Raw genomic sequence first — 1,002 nt, forward strand, 5'->3', positions numbered from 1 at the left:
CTGGGCGAAGGCGCCGTCGCCGCCTGACCCCGTCTGGCGCGAGGGGCCGGCCCGGGAGGCCCTGACCGCAAGGGCCATGCCCTGCGACCCGGGGCCGGTGTCCGCCGGCCTGTGCCCTCCATTCCTGGCCTTGCGCGGCCGGGCACGCCCTGCGAGCCTTCCGCCCTGGCCCATGCCTCCGACGCCGCCGCCCCGCGAACGAGAGCCGCTGTCCCTCAACGCGCTGCTGCTGGCGCCCGCCCTGCTGCTGGCCGCGGGCGCCTGCGTCGCGGTGGCCGCCCGTCACCTGGCGCTGGCCGCGGCCTTCACCGGCACCCTCGTCCTCGTGCCGCTCGTCTTCCGGCTGTGGACGCGGCCCTGGTACCGGGGGCTCGTGCTGCGCGGCCTGGGCCTCTTCATCGCCGGCATGCACGTGCCCATGCTCGCGGGCGGCGTGCTGGCCTACGGCCGCATCGGCTGCGAGGGTCCTGACTGCGGCCAGACACTCCTCTGGGGAATCGTGCTGGCCCCCGTGGCCGGCGCCGTCTGCTCTGTCGTGTACTGGCTCGTGGGTCGTCCCCCCGTCTGAATTACCAGGAATCGATGACACCCTATTCTTACTGGAAATGCTTGTTCCAGTGAGACCCCACGTCGCGCCCGGACTGTTCGTCGTGGCGCTGGCCGTTCCCGCCACGGTGTGCGTGTTGGGGGGCACGTTGCCAGCGCTGCTGGGCAGTCCCTCCGGCCTGTTGAGCGTGGTGGCCTCCGCGGGGCCCTTCGCGGTGCTGCTGGGGCTGACGCTGCTGGTGGAGGTGCCGCTGCTCACCTTCGCGGCGGGCTCCACGCTGCTGGGGCGGATGGTGCCGCTGGCGGTCATGGTGGGCATGGCGACGGTGCCCTGGACGCTGGGCCTGCTGGGCACGGAGGTGCTGCTGGAGCGGATGCAGGCGGCGCTGCCGCTGGTGTCCGCCACCGACGCGGGCATCGCGCTCACGGCGGGGATGGGCAAGGCGATGGCGCCGC

1 protein-coding gene and 1 pseudogene are annotated in these 1,002 nt (G+C 73.8%); both read left to right on the forward strand.

Translation table 11 applies throughout. The features are described 5' to 3' along the window. On the forward strand, window positions 1-568 hold a 568-nt coding region (locus ACLEQD_RS44170; RefSeq protein ID WP_410391897.1), incomplete at its 5' end, for a hypothetical protein. Window positions 569-617: 49 nt separating this feature from the next. Further along, window positions 618-1,002, forward strand: a pseudogene (locus ACLEQD_RS44175) (hypothetical protein); the annotation flags it as partial.

Origin of the sequence: Corallococcus sp. 4LFB (assembly GCF_046520365.1) — a bacterium.
GTDB lineage: Bacteria > Myxococcota > Myxococcia > Myxococcales > Myxococcaceae > Corallococcus > Corallococcus caeni.